The 21675-nt window shown below is 22.7% G+C and carries 30 protein-coding genes, 1 pseudogene and 1 riboswitch; of the genes and pseudogenes, 14 read left to right on the top strand and 17 right to left on the bottom strand.

The features are described 5' to 3' along the window. Positions 1-146: 146 nt before the first annotated feature. Positions 147-1514, bottom strand: coding sequence for a hypothetical protein (locus tag AAHM78_RS11025; protein ID WP_342253192.1), 1368 nt, complete (start codon positions 1512-1514; stop codon positions 147-149). Positions 1515-1691: 177 nt separating this feature from the next. Here AAHM78_RS11025 and AAHM78_RS11020 point away from each other — a divergent pair, with 177 nt between their 5' ends. The 5 genes from AAHM78_RS11020 (at position 1692) to AAHM78_RS11000 (ending at position 4618) form a co-directional block, all read left to right on the top strand. Next, on the top strand, positions 1692-2840 hold the full coding sequence (locus tag AAHM78_RS11020) for an IS1595 family transposase (RefSeq protein ID WP_342253191.1): 1149 nt from the start codon (positions 1692-1694) through the stop codon (positions 2838-2840). Positions 2841-3085: 245 nt separating this feature from the next. Further along, positions 3086-3460: a transposase family protein gene (locus AAHM78_RS11015; RefSeq protein ID WP_342255150.1), complete on the top strand. Its 375-nt coding sequence runs from the start codon at positions 3086-3088 to the stop codon at positions 3458-3460. An 82-nt stretch (positions 3461-3542) separates the two neighbouring features. Then, on the top strand, positions 3543-3767 hold the full coding sequence (locus AAHM78_RS11010; protein ID WP_342253190.1) for a hypothetical protein: 225 nt from the start codon (positions 3543-3545) through the stop codon (positions 3765-3767). 33 nt (positions 3768-3800) lie between these two features. After that, a complete protein-coding gene (locus AAHM78_RS11005; protein ID WP_342253189.1) occupies positions 3801-4193 on the top strand; it encodes a transposase family protein in 393 nt (130 codons plus the stop codon). A gap of 50 nt (positions 4194-4243) precedes the next feature. Then, entirely contained in the window at positions 4244-4618 is a 375-nt protein-coding gene (locus tag AAHM78_RS11000) for a transposase family protein (protein WP_342255149.1), read from the top strand. Positions 4619-5003: 385 nt separating this feature from the next. Here the strand turns inward: AAHM78_RS11000 and AAHM78_RS10995 are convergent, their stop codons facing one another. The 6 genes from AAHM78_RS10995 to AAHM78_RS10970 form a co-directional block, all read right to left on the bottom strand. Continuing rightward, positions 5004-5369, bottom strand: coding sequence for a transposase family protein (locus tag AAHM78_RS10995; RefSeq protein WP_342254958.1), 366 nt, complete (start codon positions 5367-5369; stop codon positions 5004-5006). 59 nt (positions 5370-5428) lie between these two features. Then, positions 5429-5821: a transposase family protein gene (locus AAHM78_RS10990; protein WP_342252835.1), complete on the bottom strand. Its 393-nt coding sequence runs from the start codon at positions 5819-5821 to the stop codon at positions 5429-5431. Positions 5822-6084: 263 nt separating this feature from the next. Continuing rightward, positions 6085-6771, bottom strand: coding sequence for a hypothetical protein (locus AAHM78_RS10985; protein WP_342253188.1), 687 nt, complete (start codon positions 6769-6771; stop codon positions 6085-6087). A 366-nt stretch (positions 6772-7137) separates the two neighbouring features. Further along, entirely contained in the window at positions 7138-7398 is a 261-nt protein-coding gene (locus tag AAHM78_RS10980; protein ID WP_342253187.1) for a hypothetical protein, read from the bottom strand. Between the two features lie 15 nt (positions 7399-7413). Beyond that, positions 7414-8097 carry an IS1/IS1595 family N-terminal zinc-binding domain-containing protein gene (locus AAHM78_RS10975; protein ID WP_342253186.1) on the bottom strand — a complete coding sequence of 228 codons (684 nt, stop codon included), beginning with the start codon at positions 8095-8097 and terminating at the stop codon, positions 7414-7416. 734 nt (positions 8098-8831) lie between these two features. Beyond that, positions 8832-9476 carry a hypothetical protein gene (locus tag AAHM78_RS10970; protein WP_342253185.1) on the bottom strand — a complete coding sequence of 215 codons (645 nt, stop codon included), beginning with the start codon at positions 9474-9476 and terminating at the stop codon, positions 8832-8834. Between the two features lie 99 nt (positions 9477-9575). Between AAHM78_RS10970 and AAHM78_RS10965 the strand changes: the two genes are divergently transcribed. The 3 genes from AAHM78_RS10965 to AAHM78_RS10955 all read left to right on the top strand — a co-directional run bounded on the left by AAHM78_RS10965 (position 9576) and on the right by AAHM78_RS10955 (position 12449). Next, positions 9576-10130: an inorganic diphosphatase gene (locus AAHM78_RS10965; protein ID WP_252319993.1), complete on the top strand. Its 555-nt coding sequence runs from the start codon at positions 9576-9578 to the stop codon at positions 10128-10130. A 92-nt stretch (positions 10131-10222) separates the two neighbouring features. Beyond that, positions 10223-10339: riboswitch (cobalamin riboswitch) on the top strand. Positions 10340-10433: 94 nt separating this feature from the next. Continuing rightward, on the top strand, positions 10434-11672 hold the full coding sequence (locus tag AAHM78_RS10960) for an IS256 family transposase (protein ID WP_342255148.1): 1239 nt from the start codon (positions 10434-10436) through the stop codon (positions 11670-11672). 195 nt (positions 11673-11867) lie between these two features. Beyond that, the gene (locus AAHM78_RS10955) at positions 11868-12449 is read left to right on the top strand and encodes a hypothetical protein (RefSeq protein ID WP_342253184.1); all 582 of its coding nucleotides are present in this window, start codon (positions 11868-11870) and stop codon (positions 12447-12449) included. A gap of 58 nt (positions 12450-12507) precedes the next feature. Here AAHM78_RS10955 and AAHM78_RS10950 read toward each other — a convergent pair whose 3' ends face one another. Then, on the bottom strand, positions 12508-12885 hold the full coding sequence (locus AAHM78_RS10950) for a hypothetical protein (RefSeq protein ID WP_342253183.1): 378 nt from the start codon (positions 12883-12885) through the stop codon (positions 12508-12510). A 67-nt stretch (positions 12886-12952) separates the two neighbouring features. On the opposite strand from AAHM78_RS10950, the gene AAHM78_RS10945 reads away from it, so the two are divergent. Beyond that, on the top strand, positions 12953-13489 hold the full coding sequence (locus tag AAHM78_RS10945; protein WP_342253182.1) for an IS1/IS1595 family N-terminal zinc-binding domain-containing protein: 537 nt from the start codon (positions 12953-12955) through the stop codon (positions 13487-13489). Positions 13490-13574: 85 nt separating this feature from the next. Here the strand turns inward: AAHM78_RS10945 and AAHM78_RS10940 are convergent, their stop codons facing one another. From AAHM78_RS10940 to AAHM78_RS17100, 3 genes and pseudogenes are all read right to left on the bottom strand, one after another. Beyond that, positions 13575-13961 (bottom strand): hypothetical protein, encoded by a 387-nt coding sequence (locus tag AAHM78_RS10940; protein ID WP_342252832.1) that lies wholly within the window; start codon positions 13959-13961, stop codon positions 13575-13577. 87 nt (positions 13962-14048) lie between these two features. Continuing rightward, a complete protein-coding gene (locus AAHM78_RS10935; RefSeq protein ID WP_342253181.1) occupies positions 14049-14216 on the bottom strand; it encodes a hypothetical protein in 168 nt (55 codons plus the stop codon). Positions 14217-14300: 84 nt separating this feature from the next. Continuing rightward, positions 14301-14387, bottom strand: a pseudogene (locus tag AAHM78_RS17100) (transposase-like zinc-binding domain-containing protein); the annotation flags it as partial. A 213-nt stretch (positions 14388-14600) separates the two neighbouring features. Between AAHM78_RS17100 and AAHM78_RS10930 the strand changes: the two are divergent. The 3 genes from AAHM78_RS10930 to AAHM78_RS10920 all read left to right on the top strand — a co-directional run bounded on the left by AAHM78_RS10930 (position 14601) and on the right by AAHM78_RS10920 (position 16114). Then, complete coding sequence (locus tag AAHM78_RS10930; protein WP_342253180.1) at positions 14601-15050, top strand: hypothetical protein; 450 nt, start codon at positions 14601-14603, stop codon at positions 15048-15050. Between the two features lie 246 nt (positions 15051-15296). Next, positions 15297-15689, top strand: coding sequence for a transposase family protein (locus tag AAHM78_RS10925; protein ID WP_342252835.1), 393 nt, complete (start codon positions 15297-15299; stop codon positions 15687-15689). Positions 15690-15739: 50 nt separating this feature from the next. Beyond that, entirely contained in the window at positions 15740-16114 is a 375-nt protein-coding gene (locus AAHM78_RS10920; RefSeq protein WP_342254995.1) for a transposase family protein, read from the top strand. A 175-nt stretch (positions 16115-16289) separates the two neighbouring features. Here the strand turns inward: AAHM78_RS10920 and AAHM78_RS10915 are convergent, their stop codons facing one another. The 6 genes from AAHM78_RS10915 to AAHM78_RS10890 form a co-directional block, all read right to left on the bottom strand. Beyond that, positions 16290-16469 carry a J domain-containing protein gene (locus AAHM78_RS10915; RefSeq protein ID WP_342253179.1) on the bottom strand — a complete coding sequence of 60 codons (180 nt, stop codon included), beginning with the start codon at positions 16467-16469 and terminating at the stop codon, positions 16290-16292. Between the two features lie 56 nt (positions 16470-16525). Beyond that, positions 16526-16900, bottom strand: a complete 375-nt coding sequence (locus AAHM78_RS10910; RefSeq protein WP_342253178.1) for a hypothetical protein — start codon at positions 16898-16900, stop codon at positions 16526-16528. A gap of 377 nt (positions 16901-17277) precedes the next feature. Beyond that, positions 17278-17400 (bottom strand): hypothetical protein, encoded by a 123-nt coding sequence (locus tag AAHM78_RS10905; RefSeq protein ID WP_342253177.1) that lies wholly within the window; start codon positions 17398-17400, stop codon positions 17278-17280. Between the two features lie 399 nt (positions 17401-17799). Continuing rightward, positions 17800-18744, bottom strand: a complete 945-nt coding sequence (locus AAHM78_RS10900) for an IS30 family transposase (protein WP_342253176.1) — start codon at positions 18742-18744, stop codon at positions 17800-17802. Between the two features lie 79 nt (positions 18745-18823). Beyond that, positions 18824-19198, bottom strand: a complete 375-nt coding sequence (locus AAHM78_RS10895; RefSeq protein WP_342253175.1) for a hypothetical protein — start codon at positions 19196-19198, stop codon at positions 18824-18826. Between the two features lie 126 nt (positions 19199-19324). Next, positions 19325-20002, bottom strand: a complete 678-nt coding sequence (locus AAHM78_RS10890; RefSeq protein ID WP_342253174.1) for an FtsX-like permease family protein — start codon at positions 20000-20002, stop codon at positions 19325-19327. A gap of 291 nt (positions 20003-20293) precedes the next feature. Between AAHM78_RS10890 and AAHM78_RS10885 the strand changes: the two genes are divergently transcribed. After that, positions 20294-20704, top strand: a complete 411-nt coding sequence (locus tag AAHM78_RS10885; RefSeq protein WP_342253173.1) for a transposase family protein — start codon at positions 20294-20296, stop codon at positions 20702-20704. A 118-nt stretch (positions 20705-20822) separates the two neighbouring features. Next, positions 20823-21539: an IS1595 family transposase gene (locus AAHM78_RS10880; RefSeq protein ID WP_342253172.1), complete on the top strand. Its 717-nt coding sequence runs from the start codon at positions 20823-20825 to the stop codon at positions 21537-21539. Positions 21540-21675: the final 136 nt, after the last annotated feature.

The raw sequence follows: 21675 nt of genomic DNA, 5'->3' as shown, positions 1-21675 counted from the left end.
TTTTGAATATTTTTTTCTATCCTTAAAATATCCAAGAAGAATTATATATTTTTAAAACAAAAAATGTGTAATAAATAATGAATAATCACTATTTTTTAAAATAGTGATTAAGACTTTAATATTTAATTAAATTTATTACTTATTGCTTATGTTAATAAGCATTTTACTTTATTTCAGTTATGATTTGAACTTGTTGAAGGCAGTTGCTCTTGCTGATTTATTGTATTTCGTATAGATGAATCAAAATTATGATTATTTTTTGATTTAATAATTGAATTTTCTAAAATACTATTTGAGTTATGATTTATTGTTTCATTACTTATTATTTCGTCTAGTTTTTTATCTTTTCTATTATCTAATTCTTGTTTTAAAATATCATATTGAGTTTTTAATTTTGTTTCTAACTTATTACTAGTTAAATTTTCGATATTTTTTTCAACATTTTTTTTAATTTCTAGTTCTTCTTTAGTTTTACCAAGATTTCTTTTGTTTACAAATGGTATTTTACGAATTAATGAATAAAATTTTTGTTTAATTCATACTTCAACTTTTTTTGTTTTTTCTGTTGCAATAGTTCATATTCCTTTATTAACAATTCAAGCAATACCAATACCTACTATTGATACTAAAGTTTTTTCTCATAATATTGTTGATATAATAGGGACTAATGCTGGTACAGCAACAGGTATTGCTAAAAGTGTAATACTTAATAATGAAAGAGAAATAAATATTATTAATTCTGATTTTGATATTTTTCAGTTTGATATTTTTTCTTGTTCACTTAAAAATTTTTTAATTGATACAGGTTCAATTTTAATATTTTTTTCTGGATTTGAATTTGGTTCAATTAAGAGAAGATCATCTTTATATTTATTGATATTTTCATATTTTTTCAATTGTTTCATGACTTCAATATTACCGTTTGTAAGTTCTTGAAAATCAATCACTTCTTCGGTAATAGAATTATTAATATGTACAAGAGTAGTTACAAAAATTATTTCATCTTTAATTGGTAAAATTTCTTCGTAAATTTTTTCAATTCCCGTTTTTTTTCTTTGTTTTTCATCATAAATTGTTACAGAATTATATGTATATTTTGTTAAATTAATATCACTTTCTTTTGTTTTTTTAAATTCTTCAATTTGTTTTTTAAGTTTCTGAATGTCTTTTGCTTGTTCTTGAATTGTTGTTTGTAATTTTGATATTTCTTTTGTATTTAAAATTGAAGTCGGTAATAAATTTTTCAATTTTGATAATATATCGTTATTTGTTTTTGGTTCTTTTTCGTTATCTGTTAAATTAGTAGCAACTATTTCTAAATTTTCATCAATATTTTCGGATAGGTCATCATTAAGTTGTTTATCATTAGCAGTAATTTTTTCAATTATTTTAAATGTTGATCCACCATGTCTACTTTTTTCTATAACTTCAATGTTTGTTTGTTTTTTAATATCTTCTATGGATTTATTTTCTGATAGAAAATTATATGTTTGAGATTTTGTTTTGTCTGTCATTTTAATGTCTCCTTTTAAACATTAAAACCCATTTACTTTTAAAAATAAAGTAATGGGTTAAAACTTATATATTGGATAACAGTTATATGTTATCAAATTTTGTGTATTAGACTTGGTGCAAAACCTTTAATTTTAACAATTTAACGATTATTATTAATATTAAAGGTGATAGTTATTATGTTGAAAAAATATAAAGATGATCAAGAATTTTATAGTTTAGTCGGCATAAAGCCACAAACATTTTATAAAATGCTTGAAATTTTAAAAATTGCTGAGTCTAAACAAAAATATTATGGTGGTAGAAAAAATAAAATTGTAATTGAAGAGCGTTTATTAATGACTTTAGAATATTGAAAAGACTATAGTAGTTATAGAGTTATTGCAAAAAGATATAATATTAGTCATACTAGTTGCATTCGTAATATTTTTTGAATTGAAAATATTTTAATAAAAAGCGGAATTTTTAATCGGATTTCTCCCCACATGTACGCGTGGGAGGAACAAATGAAATTTAATGAGTTCAACAACGTTTTTCAAACCGAACAACAATGTCTTGAATATATAGCAATGTTGAAAGAAACCAAATGCATACGGTGCTATAGTTCTACTTTGAATACTTCTGATTTAAAAAGAGTAAGATGCTTGAAATGTAATCAAACATTCAGTATCCTCTCTGGAACCATTTTTTCAAGGTCACAAATTCCTTTGACATCTTGGTTTTATCTCATTTTTCGATGAATAAATACCAAACATGGAATTCCATCAACAGATGTTGCAAAAGAATTGGGAGTGACCTTGAAAACAGCTTGGAGAATGGGTCATGAAATCAGAAAGCGTATCGCCAAACAAGAACATGAATTCATTGTGGGAGGCATAGTACAGATTGATGAAATGTATCTTTCACATATAGGTGCCAAGAAACAAGGAAGATCCTTGATGAATAAAACACTGATTGTTGGTATTTATGAAAAAACAACGAACAACCTAATTGTGAAAGTGATGAAAAATGCAAACAGAAAAAATCTTTTGCAGTTTGCACAAAAACACATTTCTTCACAATGCCAAGTATATACTGATTCTTGAAGAGGATATCGCGATTTCAAATTGTTTTTTCCTAAACATGAAACAGTGAACCATCAAAATAGTTATGTTTCAAAGAATGGTGTAAATACAAATCAAATTGAATCAGTATGAAAACATATTCGGCGAACTTTCAGAACACATATCAGAGTTTCAAAACAGCATGTGCATTTATATGCCAAAGAATCTGCATATAAATTCAACAAAAACCCCAGTTTTGAAACAACATTGTTGTGTTTGATTTAATAAAAATGTGGGGAGAAATCCGTATGTAGGCTTTTCTAAACATTTATGTGATAAAATTTTAATTGTACATAAAGGGAGAAAAGCCTTTTTAATTTACCTGGAAAAAAAGATTTAACAAAAAATAAAGGTACTAATAATAATTTGTTAGCTATTGATGCTACTGAAACTCCAATTGAAAGAATTAAAAAAAACTAAAATTACTTTTTTCAGGTAAAAAGAAACATCATTCTCTCAAATCCCAAATAATTATTGATATTTCCAATGGAAAAATTATTTCAACTGCTTTTTGTTTTGGAAGCATTCATGATTTTAAATTGCTTCTAAAATCTAAAACTTTTATTCATCCAGAAAAACAAGTTTTTGTTGATTCAGGTTATCAAGGTATACAAAATATTCATAAAAATACATTTTTGCCATTTAAAAAAAGTAAATACAATCAATTAACACCAATTCAAAAAGAATGCAATAAAACTTTAAGTAAAATTAGAATTAAAATTGAACACGTATTTGCTAAACTAAAACGTTTTAAAATTTTAAGTTTAAAATATCGCAATAAAATACGAAGATTTGCATTAAGATTTAATTTAATAGCAGGAATATATAATTTTGAATTACCTTAGTTTTGCACCAAGTCTATTATATTTATTATTGTAAAAATTGTATTAAAAATTAATCAAATTTTTTAAAAAGGTGGTGAATATTATGTTAGGTAGATTTTTTAGAAAAGATAAAAGTAATATTAGTGATAATCAAAATGAAAAAGTAAAATTTTTAACTAATAAAAATAAAAGTACTCATGCTTCAATTTTAAATTATTTTGGTTTTAATGATTTTAATCATGAAACTTATTTCACTGATTTTGTAGCAGAAAATAATGCTAATTTATATAATAGACTTGGTGCAAAACCTTTAATTTTAACAATTTAACGATTATTATTAATATTAAAGGTGATAGTTATTATGTTGAAAAAATATAAAGATGATCAAGAATTTTATAGTTTAGTCGGCATAAAGCCACAAACATTTTATAAAATGCTTGAAATTTTAAAAATTGCTGAGTCTAAACAAAAATATTATGGTGGTAGAAAAAATAAAATTGTAATTGAAGAGCGTTTATTAATGACTTTAGAATATTGAAAAGACTATAGTAGTTATAGAGTTATTGCAAAAAGATATAATATTAGTCATACTAGTTGCATTCGTAATATTTTTTGAATTGAAAATATTTTAATAAAAAGCGGAATTTTTAATTTACCTGGAAAAAAATATTTAACAAAAAATAAAGGTACTAATAATAATTTGTTAGCTATTGATGCTACTGAAACTCCAATTGAAAGAATTAAAAAAAACTAAAATTACTTTTTTCAGGTAAAAAGAAACATCATTCTCTCAAATCCCAAATAATTATTGATATTTCCAATTGAAAAATTATTTCAACTGCTTTTTGTTTTGGAAGCATTCATGATTTTAAATTGCTTCTAAAATCTAAAACTTTTATTCATCCAGAAAAACAAGTTTTTGTTGATTCAGGTTATCAAGGTATACAAAATATTCATAAAAATACATTTTTGCCATTTAAAAAAAGTAAATACAATCAATTAACACCAATTCAAAAAGAATACAATAAAACTTTAAGTAAAATTAGAATTAAAATTGAACACGTATTTTCTAAACTAAAACGTTTTAAAATTTTAAGTTTAAAATATCGCAATAAAATACGAAGATTTGCATTAAGATTTAATTTAATAGCAGGAATATATAATTTTGAATTACCTTAGTTTTGCACCAAGTCTAATGCTCCATTAGACATTAATAATGAAACTATTAAACAATATTTAATTAAACAAGAGTTTTATAGAAAAAATTGAAATTCTATTTTTAAATTAAGTAAATTAGGAATTAGTGGTTATTTAATTTTTATTGCTAATGATGACTTATATTTTCAAGTAGTAGATATACAACAAAGAGTTTATGATATTACTGGTAAATTAATTCAATGTACTATTTTTTATGATAGTTATCAACAAAATGCACAAACGGTAAGATTATTTGAAATTTATACATTAAATAATGAACAAGTAACTATTAATCGTGCAATTTATAGTATTAATGATAATAAAAAACAATTTACATTATCTTTTAAAGAATAGACTTGGTGCAAAACTAAGGTAATTCAAAATTATATATTCCTGCTATTAAATTAAATCTTAATGCAAATCTTCGTATTTTATTGCGATATTTTAAACTTAAAATTTTAAAACGTTTTAGTTTAGCAAATACGTGTTCAATTTTAATTCTAATTTTACTTAAAGTTTTATTGTATTCTTTTTGAATTGGTGTTAATTGATTGTATTTACTTTTTTTAAATGGCAAAAATGTATTTTTATGAATATTTTGTATACCTTGATAACCTGAATCAACAAAAACTTGTTTTTCTGGATGAATAAAAGTTTTAGATTTTAGAAGCAATTTAAAATCATGAATGCTTCCAAAACAAAAAGCAGTTGAAATAATTTTTCCATTGGAAATATCAATAATTATTTGGGATTTGAGAGAATGATGTTTCTTTTTACCTGAAAAAAGTAATTTTAGTTTTTTTTAATTCTTTCAATTGGAGTTTCAGTAGCATCAATAGCTAACAAATTATTATTAGTACCTTTATTTTTTGTTAAATCTTTTTTTCCAGGTAAATTAAAAATTCCGCTTTTTATTAAAATATTTTCAATTCAAAAAATATTACGAATGCAACTAGTATGACTAATATTATATCTTTTTGCAATAACTCTATAACTACTATAGTCTTTTCAATATTCTAAAGTCATTAATAAACGCTCTTCAATTACAATTTTATTTTTTCTACCACCATAATATTTTTGTTTAGACTCAGCAATTTTTAAAATTTCAAGCATTTTATAAAATGTTTGTGGCTTTATGCCGACTAAACTATAAAATTCTTGATCATCTTTATATTTTTTCAACATAATAACTATCACCTTTAATATTAATAATAATCGTTAAATTGTTAAAATTAAAGGTTTTGCACCAAGTCTATTTTATTTTCCTTGATGATTTTATTTTCTTTTTTCTTAATTTCAGAAAAAATATTATTATAAAACCAATTAAAAAAATAATACTCATGATAATAATTAAAATAACTATTAACTTCATATGTTACTCCCACATTTTATTTTTAATTAATCAGTATTAATTTAACATTTTATTTTATAAAATAAAATACTTTTTATTAAAAATAATAACGTTTAGCAGAACCTATCTTTCTTTCAACTAAGCTAAATAAGATAAAGATAAAAATAAATCTTAAAATTTCAATACCAAGTAAAATAAATAATATAATTACTGAATGATTATTAAAATTAAGAATATTATTATCATATTCATCAGGTCTTGGTAGGTTAGGACTAAAATAAAGTACTATTAAAGTTAAAGCAAAAGATAAAGTAGCAATAATCGCATTTAAGGGTACTATTACTAGACCAGCACTTACTTTTTTGATAGTATCTACTTTTAAATTTTTACTTTTATTACACAATTTAAAAAGATAGTAGTAAATACAATAAAAAGAAACAATAAATAAAATATTAGCAATATTATCAAAGAAAATTTGAATTGGCGGATGATCACTATCTGCTAATAAATGTAATCAAGGTTCAATAATACCAATTGCTAATGTATAATATAAACCAATAATTGGTAAAGCAAAAGCAATAATTAATGAATCAAAAATTCTTAATGGTAAAATTACTCCCATAAACTGAATAGGTATTTCAATTAATGAAGAAGCAACAGCTAATCCCAATAAAATTCCTGTCAAAGTAATATTAAAAATTTGTTGTTTTGAATTAATCTTTATTTTTTTCTTTGTTTTTATATCTACTTTTTCTTTTTCTTGGTCAACACTTTTAACTATCATTATAACTTCTCCTTTTTAAAATAGGTATTTAATTAATTAAATACTTATTTATAAAAATTATAAATTACTTTTAATTAAAAAACAAGACATTTATTAAATTTTTATAAAAACTATTAATACTACTCTAATTTAGAAAATTAATTAACAATAAAAATATCATAATAATAATTTGATAGATAATTTTTATTAAAATAAAAATAACAAAAACTAAAAAAATAAATTATAATATTAATCATTAATTTAAATAATGTTAAATCCTTATATAGATATTTTTCTTTTAATTTTCAAAAAAACTCTTGATGAAATAAAAAAAATCATCAACCCGGCCTAAAATTTGATTTTATTTAATTTTGGGATTTATTTTTTTTACAAACTGAAATATAATGCTTCAGATTTTGCATAAGGTGATATTTTATAATGTTGGTATTTAAATTTTCATAAATTGAGGTAATTTTGAATATTGGTAAATCCAATGCCATGATAATGAGTAATAAATTCTCTTAAACTTGATTGTATTTTACTGATATTACTTAAATTTTTATAATTTAATTCTTTATTTTCTTTTGATTTAAATTTCTTGAGAGTACATTTTGTTTGTTTAGCTACTGTATCATATAGTATTTGCATATCACAAACTATAATTTATTTTTCTTCGATAAGCTTAGATGTTAAATTTTCTTGTACTCATTTTTTTGTTAATCTTTTAGTATTTGTTGTTTGAGCATCAATATTTTTATTTTCATCAATTGCCATTTCAATACAACAGTTTAAATCTTTAGCATTTTCTTCAATTCATTTTTTTCTTGGATCATCTGGATTTTTGAAATTTCCTTTATGAATTTCTTTGATAAAAGTTTCATCAATTTCAATTCTACCTTTTAATTTTGTGAATGGTTTTTGTGTTTTTGCTAATTGTGATGATTTCATAAATTTTTGACGATTAAATCATGCTGATGTTTTTGAAATTTTAGCAAATTGAGAAATAGTATAAGCAGATTGACCTAACAATGACAATCAAATTATTCAATCTCATTGTTCATGAGATAAATGACTTCAATGTAAAAAATGATTTCTTAAAGCATCAAAGCTACTTTTACAATCTTTGCATAAATATTTTTGCTTATTATTCTTAAAACCATTTTTTACACATCAATAAGATTTACAATTTGGACATTGAATTCCTTTTTCTTTAAATTTTTTATCAATTGCATCTAATTTTTCTTTTTTCTCAATTTGTTTAATTCTATTTTTAAAATGTCTAATAATTTTTATAAATTCTTCATCTTTTTTGTTTTTTAAAACATCAATTAATTCATTATTAGTCACAAAAAATCACCCCTGATATAAAAATATTACTTTTAATTTAAAATTAAAAGTAATATCAAGATTTTTTGTGAAAATTAAAATATTTTTCTGTATTATGATTTTTATTAAAATAAAAATAACAAAAACTAAAAAAATAAATTATAATATTAATCATTAATTTAAATAATGTTAAATCCTTATATAGATATTTTTCTGTATTAGGATTTTTATTAAATAAAATTGCTAAAAGAAAAGGAAGATTAAAAGATGGCAAAAAAATATACACCGGAAATAAAAGAAAAAGTATTAAAATATTTACAAGATGGTAAAAGTTATGGTTAAATCAAAAAAGAAACTGGCATTTCAAAAACAACAATTTGAATTTGAAAGCAAAAAGCAAGAAAGAATGAACTTAAAGCAAAACATTCAGTCAACTCAGCTCCAAGAGATATATTAGAAGCAACCATCAATATTGCAGAAATAAATTGTGATAATAATGAAAATCAAAATTATAAAGAAGAATTTTTAAATCAACAGCAAGCAATAAATTTATTATCAGTAAATATTAACAAACAAATAGAAAACAACTATTTTGATAATTCAGAAGAAGATAGTGATTCAGAACGATTAGTAATTGATGAAGATTATAAATAAGAAGTAAATATTTGAAGACCTTGAGAAGAGTCAGAAATAAAACAAAATAGTGAAGAATCTTTAGTAATAGAATTAAAAAAAGATCAATTAAAATATATTATTTAAATATTAAAATGTTGTACTAAAATTTGTACTGGCCTAACTAATAATAAATATAAAAGCAAAACTGAAGTAAATTTAATTAAATTAAATGGTACAAATACAATTCAAATCTTATCTTTAAGATCACCAGCACCATACATGTCTAAAATAAAAGCTCAATTATAAAAAGCACTAATTAATGATACTAAAATACAAGTAATAACAACTGTTGGTATTTCAATAATCATTAATCGTTTTCAAGAATTATTAGATTGCGTTTTTCAAAATGGTAATTGCTTAAATAATAATTTAAAACTACTATATAATAACAATAAAGTAATGGTACTTAACATATAAGCAAATTCACCAATTGGTTCAGCATTACCAGAAGGAAAATGAGGTAAGATTAAACTTAGTCAAGGAACAATAATGGCAATTAACAAACTATAAGGAAGTTTAATAATTAACAATGCAATTAAATTAATAGTATTACCAAAATCAATTTTTAAAAAAGGTAAAAAAATAGGTGGTGTTTCTAATAAGGTCATTAATGTCGTAACTGCCAATAAACTACTAATTAATGCTATCCTATGAGTAGTTAATTTTAAATAATTATTAATATTACTTTTAAATTGTTGTCACTTTTTCTCATATTTTAAACTCATCTTTTACTCCTTAAAATACATTTATTATTTTAATTATATATAAAAAAACATTTATTTATTATATAATAAAATTAATTTTTAAAAGGAGATGAAGTATTAATGAATAAAAGTGAAAATAACATTGTGCAAATGGTAGTTGAAATTCCCAAAGGATCAAGTAATAAATATGAATATGATTGAAAATCTAAAACTATGATATTAGATCGTGTTCTTTATGGTGCTAATTTTTATCCCGGTGAATATGGATATATTCCTGAAACTTTAGATTATGATGGTGATCCTTTAGATATTATTAGTTTAATTACTTATCCAACTTTCCCTGGTTGCTTAGTAGAAGTTAGAGTTTTAGGAATGATTAAAATGATTGACGGTGGTGAAGTTGATACTAAATTATTTGGTGTTGTTAATTCTGATCCACGCTTTAATGAGTATCAAGATCTAAAAGATGTACCACAACATTTACGTGATGAAATTGTTAATTTCTTTTTACAATATAAAGAATTACAAAAAAAGAAAGTCATAATTGAAGGTTGAGGTAACTTAAAAGAAGCATTAACTGAACTTACAACATGTAAAAATATGTTTAAAGAATATCAAAATGAAATGAATAATTTACCAAAAGCACAATTAGTATCATTATTAAACAAAAAATAAACAAAAAGTGTAATATATTTTTAATATATTAAATCATTTATCCTTAAATACAACTGAATAAAATTAAATAGATGAACAACTGTTCATAAAAGGGAATTAAGTAATCTTAAGCTGCCCCAGCAACCGTGATACTGATAACAGTTACATAATCCATTGAAATCAAAGATTTTGAGAAGGGTAACAAGTAAAATGAAGTTAAGCCAGTAGACGGTAATGTTTAGTAATCTGTGTAACTTACAAAAATAACTATGTTTAATTAATTCTAGTAAATATAATTAAATGACTAGAAAGAGTGAGTTACAAATGGTTAAAAAACAAAACATTAATAATAATGATCCAATATCACAAGCAGTAGATTTATTACTAGAAAATACTGAAGATTTAACAACAGTTTTTAAAGAAGGAGGTTTATATAAAGAATTAACAAAAAGATTAGTGGAAAAAATGTTGAATTCTGAAATGCAAAATTATTTAGGATATGAAAAAAATCAACATAGTAATAGTGAAAATGCTCGTAATGGCATAACTTCAAAAAAATTAATCACTCAAGAAGGTAAAATTGAAATTGATGTACCACGAGATCGTAATAGTAATTTTACTCCTGTAATAGTGCCAAAAAGACAAAGAAGATTTGATGGTTTTGATCAACAAGTTCTTTCACTATATGCAAAAGGTATGACAGTATCTGACATTAGAATGCAGTTGCAAGAGTTATATCATGGTGCAGATATTAGTGAAAGTGTTATTAGTCAAATTACTGATGATGTTATTGATGATGTCAAAGCATGGCAAAATCGGCCATTAGAAAGTATTTATCCGATTGTTTATTTTGATTGTATAGTAGTTAAAGTACGACAAGATAAACGGATTATTAACAAATCAGTTTATATAGCACTAGGAGTTGATTTAGAAGGTAAAAAAGATGTTTTAGGTTTATGAATTAGTGAAAATGAAGGTTCTAAATTTTGATTATCTAATTTTACAGAAATGAAAAATCGAGGCTTAAATGATATTCTTATTGCTTGTAGTGATAATTTAACAGGCATGTCAGAAGCAATACAATCAGTTTATCCTAAAATCGAACATCAATTATGCATAGTTCATCAAATTAGAAATAGTTTAAAATATGTTTCATACAAACATCGAAAATCTCTAGTTACAGATTTAAAACCAATTTATAGTGCATGTAGTGAAGAACAAGCAATGCAAGCTTTAGAATCGTTTGAAAATAAATGAAATAAACAATATCCTCAAATTACTAAATCTTGATATAAAAATTGAGATAATTTAATGGTTTTTATTAGTTATCCTGCAGAAATCAAAAGAGTGATTTATACAACAAATGCTATTGAATCTGTTAATAGTCAATTACGAAAAGTTATTAGAAATAAAAAAGTTTTTCCTAACGATATGGCAGTTTTCAAAATATTTTACTTAGCAATTGAAAATATAACAAAAAAATGAACAATTCCTATTCAAAATTGAAATACAGCAATTGCTCATTTTATGATAAAATTTGAAGACAGAATTAATCTAAAATAGTACCTTGTAAAACAAAGATACACAGATTACATAAAAGCCTCCAGTAGACCTATCTATTTAACACTATTAAACTAATCTCTGGGTGCAGATAACAGTTATATAATTTTAATTGATGTTTTATCTCCGATTAGTATAACTAAACCACCTTTATGAGGTGGTTTTAAATTTAAAAAATAAAGAAAGCCGAGAACAAATATGAGTAACCATGTCCAAAAATTAATTCGTATCTTGATTATTCCTTCATATGCAGCACTAGTTTTTGCTTTAAAAGAAGTACTAGCAATATTACCGAATATTGAAGTTGTAACTTTTCTATTAGCATTTTCAGCATTAGTTTTTCCGCTATATATGTCAATTACTATTCCTTTAATTTTTGCTTCATTAGAAATTCTACTTTACGGTGGTAATAGTTGAATATTTTTGTATTTTAGTATATGACCAATATTGGTCATAATAATTTGAATATTTCGTCATTTAATTAAAAAGAATTGATGAATTTTTGTAATAATTACAAGTTTATGAGTTTTTACTTTTGGTACATTTGATGCTCTAATTCATTTAATATTATTCGGTAAATCCAGTTTTTATCTTTACTGATTATCTGGATTAAGTTTTGATGCTATTCATGGCATTGGTAACTTCATGTTTAGTAGTTTTCTGTATAAACCAATTATCAGTATTCGAAATAAATATTTACAATATTATATTATTATTGATAATAATATTATTGAAGAAAGTAATGATGAACAAACATCAAATAATGAATTATTAGTTTAACCATAAATATAAATTTATATTTAAATAATTAACTATTCATATAATATTATTTATATCATTAAACTGATGATGAAAAGTATTGATTTCAATCTCTTATTGAATCTTTTTCTTCTAAATTAAATGAATTTATATATTTTTTCAAATCATTTTCTTTTGCAAATAATTCTTTAAGATCTTCTTGTAATAAGTTTTGCTCATTAATTAATATTTGCATATTAGTTTTTACTATATCATATTTTTCTTTTAAATTTTCTTTTTCCCTATTGGTTTTTATAAATTCATTTTTATTTTCACATAGTTCTTTTTCTGTTATTTTATTTCAATCATAAAAACCTAAATTAATACATTTAATATAAAAATTAATTCTTGGATTTATTTTCTTTGTATTTAAATTAATAATAGATTTTCTTAATTTAGAACTTTTTTTAATTTTCACAAAAAATCTTGATATTACTTTTAATTTAAAATTAAAAGTAATATTTTTATATCAGGGGTGATTTTTTGTGACTAATAATGAATTAATTGATGTTTTAAAAAACAAAAAAGATGAAGAATTTATAAAAATTATTAGACATTTTAAAAATAGAATTAAACAAATTGAGAAAAAAGAAAAATTAGATGCAATTGATAAAAAATTTAAAGAAAAAGGAATTCAATGTCCAAATTGTAAATCTTATTGATGTTTAAAAAATGGTTTTAAGAATAATAAGCAAAAATATTTATGCAAAGATTGTAAAAGTAGCTTTGATGCTTTAAGAAATCATTTTTTACATTGAAGTCATTTATCTCATGAACAATGAGATTGAATAATTTGATTGTCATTGTTAGGTCAATCTGCTTATACTATTTCTCAATTTGCTAAAATTTCAAAAACATCAGCATGATTTAATCGTCAAAAATTTATGAAATCATCACAATTAGCAAAAACACAAAAACCATTCACAGAATTAAAAGGTAGAATTGAAATTGATGAAACTTTTATCAAAGAAATTCATAAAGGAAATTTCAAAAATCCAGATGATCCAAGAAAAAAATTTTAATTTTCAAAAAAACTCTTGATGAAATAAAAAAAATCATCAACCTGGCCTAAAATTTGATTTTATTTAATTTTGGGATTTATTTTTTTTACAAACTGAAATATAATGCTTCAGATTTTGCATAAGGTGATATTTTATAATGTTGGTATTTAAATTTTCATAAATTGAGGTAATTTTGAATATTGGTAAATCCAATGCCATGATAATGAGTAATAAATTCTTTTAAACTTGATTGTATTTTACTGATATTACTTAAATTTTTATAATTTAATTCTTTATTTTCTTTTGATTTAAATTTCTTGAGAGTACATTTTGTTTGTTTAGCTACTGTATCATATAGTATTTGCATATCACAAACTATAATTGATTTTTCTTCGATAAGCTTAGATGTTAAATTTTCTTGTACTCATTTTTTTGTTAATCTTTTAGTATTTGTTGTTTGAGCATAAATATTTTTATTTTCATCAATTGCCATTTCAATACAACAGTTTAAATCTTTAGCATTTTCTTCAATTCATTTTTTTCTTGGATCATCTGGATTTTTGAAATTTCCTTTATGAATTTATTTGATAAAAGTTTCATCAATTTCAATTCTACCTTTTAATTTTGCGAATGGTTTTTGTGTTTTTGCTAATTGTGATGATTTCATAAATTTTTTACGATTAAATCATGCTGATGTTTTTGAAATTTTAGCAAATTGAGAAATAGTATAAGCAGATTGACCTAACAATGACAATCAAATTATTCAATCTCATTGTTCATGAGATAAATGACTTCAATGTAAAAAATGATTTCTTAAAGCATCAAAGCTACTTTTACAATCTTTGCATAAATATTTTTGCTTATTATTCTTAAAACCATTTTTTACACATCAATAAGATTTACAATTTGGACATTGAATTCCTTTTTCTTTAAATTTTTTATCAATTGCATCTAATTTTTCTTTTTCTCAATTTGTTTAATTCTATTTTTAAAATGTCTAATAATTTTTATAAATTCTTCATCTTTTTTGTTTTTTAAAACATCAATTAATTCATTATTAGTCACAAAAAATCACCCCTGATATAAAAATATTACTTTTAATTTTAAATTAAAAGTAATATCAAGATTTTTTGTGAAAATTAAAAGAAAAAAATGAATTGAAGAAAATGCTAAAGATTTAAACTGTTGTATTGAAATGGCAATTGATGAAAATAAAAATATTTATGCTCAAACAACAAATACTAAAAGATTAACAAAAAAATGAGTACAAGAAAATTTAACATCTAAGCTTATCGAAGAAAAATCAATTATAGTTTGTGATATGCAAATACTATATGATACAGTAGCTAAACAAACAAAATGTACTCTCAAGAAATTTAAATCAAAAGAAAATAAAGAATTAAATTATAAAAATTTAAGTAATATCAGTAAAATACAATCAAGTTTAAAAGAATTTATTACTCATTATCATGGCATTGGATTTACCAATATTCAAAATTACCTCAATTTATGAAAATTTAAATACCAACATTATAAAATATCACCTTATGCAAAATCTGAAGCATTATATTTCGGTTTGTAAAAAAAATAAATCCCAAAATTAAATAAAATCAAATTTTAGGCCAGGTTGATGATTTTTTTTATTTCATCAAGAGTTTTTTTGAAAATTAAAAGAACTTTTTGACTGTAAAGTTAAAAGTTCTTTTTCTAATTTCTTTAATTCTATTTTAAAATCAAGTATTTTAGGTAATAACTCAATAGACTTGGTGCAAAACCTTTAATTTTAACAATTTAACGATTATTATTAATATTAAAGGTGATAGTTATTATGTTGAAAAAATATAAAGATGATCAAGAATTTTATAGTTTAGTCGGCATAAAGCCACAAACATTTTATAAAATGCTTGAAATTTTAAAAATTGCTGAGTCTAAACAAAAATATTATGGTGGTAGAAAAAATAAAATTGTAATTGAAGAGCGTTTATTAATGACTTTAGAATATTGAAAAGACTATAGTAGTTATAGAGTTATTGCAAAAAGATATAATATTAGTCATACTAGTTGCATTCGTAATATTTTTTGAATTGAAAATATTTTAATAAAAAGCGGAATTTTTAATTTACCTGGAAAAAAAGATTTAACAAAAAATAAAGGTACTAATAATAATTTGTTAGCTATTGATGCTACTGAAACTCCAATTGAAAGAATTAAAAAAAACTAAAATTACTTTTTTCAGGTAAAAAGAAACATCATTCTCTCAAATCCCAAATAATTATTGATATTTCCAATGGAAAAATTATTTCAACTGCTTTTTGTTTTGGAAGCATTCATGATTTTAAATTGCTTCTAAAATCTAAAACTTTTATTCATCCAGAAAAACAAGTTTTTGTTGATTCGGGTTATCAAGGTATACAAAATATTCATAAAAATACATTTTTGCCATTTAAAAAAAGTAAATACAATCAATTAACACCAATTCAAAAAGAATACAATAAAACTTTAAGTAAAATTATAATTAAAATTGAACACGTATTTGCTAAACTAAAACGTTTTAAAATTTTAAGTTTAAAATATCGCAATAAAATACGAAGATTTGCATTAAGATTTAATTTAATAGCAGGAATATATAATTTTGAATTACCTTAGTTTTGCACCAAGTCTAATATAATTTTTTTTTCATTTTTTGATCAATTTCTTTTTTAAATATCTTAAATTTTTGCTTAGCTAAAATTTCTTCTTTTTGTTTATTTTGAAATGTTTCTTGTTCTGCTTGTTGTTTTTTTAAGTTTTCTTTCCATATTTTATTAGTTTTTTCTTCATATTATTTTTGTTTAACTAAAACATTACGCGCTTCACTTAATTTTTGAAAATTAATAGTTGCTTCTGGATTATTAGTATTTTTATCTGGATGTAATTTTAAAGATAAACGTCTAAAAGATGCATTAATTTCAGGAATTGTTGCACCAATAGATAAACCTAATAATTCATAATATTGTTCCATTTTTAGTTTTTTTCCTTTTTAATAAGCACTACTATATTCATAAATAATGGTTATATTTATGGTAATTTTTGTACACGATCATTTACTGGTGTTTGACTAGTTAATTCTAAAGCATTAATTTCTTCAACAAATTTAGAACAAGAAAATTCTTTAGCTGGTGAAGTATTTTTTATACTATTTTTTTTATCATTAATATTTTTTCATAATTCAGTTAATTTAATTAAATTATTTAACTCATCATTAATTTTTTTTCTTTCTAAACTAATATTTTCAAATATTATTTTTAAATCTGTTCGTTCATTAGTTTTTTCTTGTATTTCCTTTTTATTTTTATTTAGTTTTTTTTCTATTCTTTTATTTTTATTAATACAACCAAAACTAAACATTGTAATAATAAAATTTTTAAAATTGCCGATTTTTTGTTTTTCCAAAAAAACATTTTCTTCTAATAAACTAGTTATTTTAGAAGTAGCATCAGTAATTACATCAATATAATCTGATAATATTATGGTTCTTTTTTCAACTTCTTTATCTAATACTTCAATTTTTTCATTAAATACTTGAATTTGTTCAATTGATAATGATTTAATATCATCTTCGGTAAGTAATTGAATTTGCTCATCTGTAAATATTTTAATTTGTAAATCTTGTTTATCCTTATCCTTATCTAATGGTATATTTTACTCCTTATTGAATAAGCATTTTTGTTAATTTGTTTTTTAACTTCATTAATCATTTTTTCTAATTGATTAATTGCTTCTATTTGTTCTGCAATTCCTTTTTTAGTTTCCTTAGAAACAGAAACTGTTTATGATTCACTTTGTAATTTTATTAATTTTTCTTTTTCTTTTTGTAATTTTTCTTGTCCAATTTCTATTTTTGATTTTAACTCATTGCTAGATGTTTGTGTTTTACTTTCTTGCTGTTCCATAAGTTCATCTCCTTTTTAACATAAAAACCCATTTGCTTTAAAATTAAAACAATGGGTTTAAAAACATTATAAATTCATTATATGCCTTTCTAAGTGAAAATCAATTAAAAACATAATAAACTTCCTTTTTTAAATTTTTACTGGAATAAAATTGTTATCAACTAATATCTTTACTCCATAAATGCTCATAACTTATATTTTCTAAAATTTAATAATCAAGTAATAATATAAGCACTAATATAAACAATAATATTAATAGCAAAAGCTAATAAAAAATATCATCAACGAAAAATAATTGGATAAATAACATGACTAAAAGTCATTAACTGTTGTGCTAATATATTAATTAATATTGGACTAATAAAAACCCTGAGTTGTAAATATAAATGGGACAGTTTTTTAAAATAATTGTATTAAATCTATTGGTCTTTTATAAGAGAGCGATTTTCTGGGTGTAGAATTAATTTGAAATGCTATAAAATTTAAATCTTTTTGTTTATATGAAGATAGATCTGTAGATTTTGGTAAATATCTTCTTAAAATACCATTATTATTTTCATTTAAACCCCTTTGGCAAGGTTTACCAGGATCTGCGAAATAAATTTTGACATTACAAATTTTTTCGATTAATCTTCATTTACTAAATTCTTTACCACGATCAAAAGTAATGGTTTTAACCGTTCCTTTTTGTAACTTTGAAATAAATTTTATTATACTTTTCGTAATATTTTCTGATTTATGATTTTTAGTTACTAAAGGAATTGTGGTTTTTGATCATATATCAGCCAAAGTAATAATAGAACTTTTATGATCTTTGCCAATGATAGTATCACCTTCTAAATGACCAAATTCTTGTATATTTTTAATATTAGGAATGATTAAATTTCTTTCATGAATAGACTTACAATTATTAATTTTGCCCCTAGTTTCTTTTTGTTTGTGAGATTTATTTTTGCCTTTTCTCAATAAGTTATTTTCATCAAAACCCATTCGATTTGTTTTAAACATGTTATATAAAGTTTTTGTTGAAATACTTTTTATTTTATTTTCCTTTAAAAAGTTAGCAATTATATCAAGAGCATACTTTTTAGTAATTAACAAATTATTAATACTATTAATTTCTGTTAAAGTTAAAATTATTAATTTTCTTCCTGCATTTTGTTTATTTTTTTGAAATTGATTAAATATTTCTAATGGCAATAAGTTTTTATTTAATAATCTACAAACTCTATGTACAGTTGATTTACTATAATCAACAATTTTTGCTATTTTACGAATCGAAAATCCATAATTTTTATATTCTTTTATTGCTATTATTGATTCAATACTCAGATACTTATACATTGCGCTAATTCCTTTCTTTTCTTAATTATAGAACTAACACAATTTAATTTTTATATAAGTGTCCTTTTTAATTTTACAATTAAAGTTTACTATTAATTAAATTAGGTTTAATAAAATTATTACTATTTGCATTAATACCATAGATAGTTTGTCTTATTGTAACTTCATTACTAAAGCATGAATCATTAAAAGTTTGAGTTACACTATCATAAGTATTACCAATAGCATTGTTATGACTAAAATCTAAATCATAAGAATCTTCAATATTCAATTTAATAAAAGGTAACTCATTTTGTTCTTGATAAGGAATAATACCAAAACTAATTAATAAGTCATTATTATTACCACTTTCATTTGTTAAATAATTAATAATATTTATTTGTTTTGCTCACTGTTTTTTAAATGTTTGTGGTAATAAATTTCATGTTGTCGATTTTTCAAAATTTTTACGCATCTTTAATAAATCGATACCCAAAATATATTTATTACGTAAATCGCGAATAACGGGTGCTGGATTATTAGGATTTATTAAATATGAATCAATAGCATCTTGTAAATCTTGTTTAAGTGATATTCCTGATTATATTTGTGAAACTGGAGCAATGTTATAAAGCAACTGCTTGTTATTATTAATAAAATTATTATCAATGTCTTCATAATGATAACTATTTAAATAATTAAAATTAATCCCTTCAAATTGTAATGATAACATATCATTAACTAAACCACTAGCTGCAATTGAAAATAGCATCAATGTGGCAGCAAAAATACTAACTATACTAATGATAACTAATTTACCAAAACTACGCATGCTAATAGTTATTGCCAATTTATTATGATAACTAATATCGCCAATAACTTTAACACTAATAAAATTAAAAATTTTGCTAATATTTAAATGATGATATTTTTTAAAATTTTTACTACTAATTAAGTCAAGTGGTTTTTTTTGTAAAAATAAATAAACTATAAAAAAACTAATAATTACTAATAACAATAAAGGAACAGTTACCACGATAATTGTCATATGCACATTTATATATCATCCATAGTTAATTAACGCTAAATATAAGTTATGACTATTAATAAGAATATGACTAATAAATACTGATATTAAAACACCAATAATAGCAAAAATAAATAAAGGTCAAATAATAGCTAAAACCAAAGAAATTGTTAATTGTCAATTTTTATAACCCAATGCTTTTAAAATTCCAATTAATTTATGATTATGATGAATCATCTTTCATACTACCATTAAAATAATAACACTAGTAACAGTAAAAATTAATGTTAAAAATATTATACCAACATTTTGTGTTAAATTAATTCGCTCATTTAAGAAAAAAATAGCATTTTCATTATAAGGTCTTCATAAATAATCATCATTTGTTAAAATACTAGCAACATTAGCAAAATTTATACCATTAGTAAGATTTTGATAATGATGACCATATGCTAATTGATTATGTAATATATTAGACTTGGTGCAAAACCTTTAATTTTAAAAATTTAACAATTATTATTAATATTAAAGGTGATAGTTATTATGTTGAAAAAATATAAAGATGATCAAGAATTTTATAGTTTAGTCGGCATAAAGCCACAAACATTTTATAAAATGCTTGAAATTTTAAAAATTGCTGAGTCTAAACAAAAATATTATGGTGGTAAAAAAAATAAAATTGTAATTGAAGAGCGTTTATTAATGACTTTAGAATATTGAAAAGACTATAGTAGTTATAGAGTTATTGCAAAAATATATAATATTAGTCATACTGGTTGCATTCGTAATATTTTTTGAATTGAAAATATTTTAATAAAAAGCGGAATTTTTAATTTACCCGGAAAAAAAGATTTAACAAAAAATAAAGGTACTAATAATAATTTGTTAGCTATTGATGCCACTGAAACTCCAATTGAAAGAATTAAAAAAGGAAATTATCCCCACATGTACTAGTTTGGAGGAAAAAATGAATTGAAATGAATTCAATAGCATATTTCAAACTGAAAACGATTGTTTGAAATATATAGCGAAGTTGAAAATAATGAAATGCATCAGGTGTGCTTCTTCTAGTTTGAATACTTCTGATTTGAGAAGAATACGATGTTTGAACTGTAACCAAACATTTAGTATTCTTTATGGAACCATTTTTTATAAGTCACAGACCCAAATGACATCTTGGTTTTATCTCATCTTTAGATGAATAAACACAAAGCATGGCATACCAGCAACCGATGTTGCAAGGGAATTGGGTGTGACCTATAAAACAGATTGAAGAATGTGTCATGAAATCAGGACTAGAATTGGAAATCAAGATGCAGTTTTCATTGTTGATGGCACAGCACAGATGGATGAAATGTATCTTTCACATTTAGGTTTTAAAAAACAAGGAAGATCCTTGTTGAATAAAACTTTGATTGTTGGAGTTTATGAGAAAACCAGCAACAAACTAATTGTGAAGGTACTGAAAAATGCAGATGAAAAAAACCTTTTAAGATTTGCATTGAAACACATTTTTACTGAGTGCTGTCTATTTACGGATTCTTGGAAGGGATATGTAAGTTTCAAAAACTTCTATCCCGAACATGAAATCGTAAATCATGAAGTTGGGTATGTGTCACCAACAGGTGTAAACACAAACCAGATTGAATCAGCATGAAAGCACATCCGACGAACTTTCCGAACACACATAACAGTTTCAAAGCACAATATTCATTTATATGCAAAAGAATCAGCATATAAATTCAATAACATACCGAGTTTTGAAACTGTAATTTTGTGTTTGATTTAAATACATGCAGGGATAATTTCCTAGGTAGGCTTTTATCTCCGTTTATGTGATAAAATTTAAAAATAGTACATAAAGGGATAAAAGCCTTAAAAAAAACTAAAATTACTTTTTTCAGGTAAAAAGAAACATCATTCTC

Source organism: Spiroplasma endosymbiont of Zeiraphera isertana, from assembly GCF_964030805.1.
GTDB lineage: Bacteria > Bacillota_I > Bacilli_A > Mycoplasmatales > VBWQ01 > Spiroplasma_E.
Note: the sequence above shows the minus strand (reverse complement) of the source record. Positions and strands in the feature narration are given on the sequence as shown.